This window comes from Vagococcus fluvialis (assembly GCF_048815235.1).
GTDB lineage: Bacteria > Bacillota > Bacilli > Lactobacillales > Vagococcaceae > Vagococcus.
Genome location: NZ_JBMEAO010000042.1, coordinates 1 through 1,329, shown reverse-complemented (window position 1 = coordinate 1,329; position 1,329 = coordinate 1). Strand labels below are relative to the sequence as shown.

1 protein-coding gene is annotated in these 1,329 nt (G+C 31.8%); it reads left to right on the top strand.

From position 1 onward, the window contains the following. Positions 1-108: 108 nt before the first annotated feature. A complete protein-coding gene (locus tag ACODH8_RS14505; protein WP_104859673.1) occupies positions 109-1,278 on the top strand; it encodes an IS256 family transposase in 1,170 nt (389 codons plus the stop codon). Positions 1,279-1,329 lie beyond the last annotated feature (51 nt).

Below are 1,329 nucleotides of genomic sequence, written 5' to 3'. Positions count from 1 at the left end.
GATAGCGTAAAATATTTTGTGTAAATAGAAATTTTAGGTAGATAAAAAGAAAGTCCATTCTGTAAAATTAAAGTTACCACAACCGAAATTTTATAGGAGGACTTTCTCATGACTAATTTTACTACAGAAATTATGGAAACACTAATCAATAAAGGTGATTTGGATGACTTATTCCGTCGTCATCTAGAATTAGCTATCAATACACTGCTACAAGCTGAATTAACGGCTTTTCTTGATTATGAGAAATATGATCGCACTGGTTTTAATTCAGGTAATTCCCGAAATGGGAATTATTCTCGTTCATTTAAAACAGAGTATGGAGAATTAAATTTGGCAATTCCTAGAGATAGAAATGGAGAGTTTTCTCAACAAACGTTGCCTGCTTATAAAAGAAGTAACGACTCTTTAGAAACCACCATTATCCAATTATTTCAAAAAGGAATCACTATGTCTGAAATCTCTGAGTTGATTGAAAAAATGTATGGTCATTACTATACACCACAAACCATTTCCAATATCACTCAAATAGTATCTGAAGATGTTGTTGCTTTTAAAGAAAGGTCCTTAGAATCCCAATACTCAATCATTTTTATGGATGCTACTCACATTCCTTTAAAAAGACAAACTGTCTCAAAAGAAGCTGTATATATTGTCATAGGTATCCGACTAGATGGGACCAAAGAGGTTCTTGGGTTTAGTATTGCTCCAACTGAGTCTTCGTATGTTTGGAAAGAAATACTTCAAGACCTAAAAGACCGTGGTTTAGAAGAGGTTTTATTAGTCGTAACTGATGGTTTAAGCGGCATTGACGATAGTATCCATAGTATTTATCCAAATGCTCAATTTCAACAATGTTGTGTCCATATCTCTAGAAATATTGCTCATAAGGTTCGTGTTAGTGATCGACAAGAAGTCTGTAATGATTTTAAATTGGTTTATCAAGCAGCTTCAAAAGAAGAAGCTATGAATCAAATAAGTTTTATGATAGATAAATGGAAAAAGCAGTATCCACGAGTAGTTAAATTACTCATGAATCCTGCTATATTAACCTTTTATAATTTTCCTCCATCAATCAGAAGAACCATTTATTCAACTAACTTGATTGAAGGTTTTAACAAACAATTAAAGAAATATACAAAAAGAAAAGAACAATTCCCTAATGAAGAATCTCTAGAGAGATTCTTAGTTTCTCAATTCAACAACTATAATCAGAAATTTTTGTGTCGGATTCATAAAGGTTTTAAAGAAATACAAGATACATTAGAATCAATGTTTTAACTTAACCGACAGAATGGTTTTTTCCATTTACACATAATTCTTGACGCAACC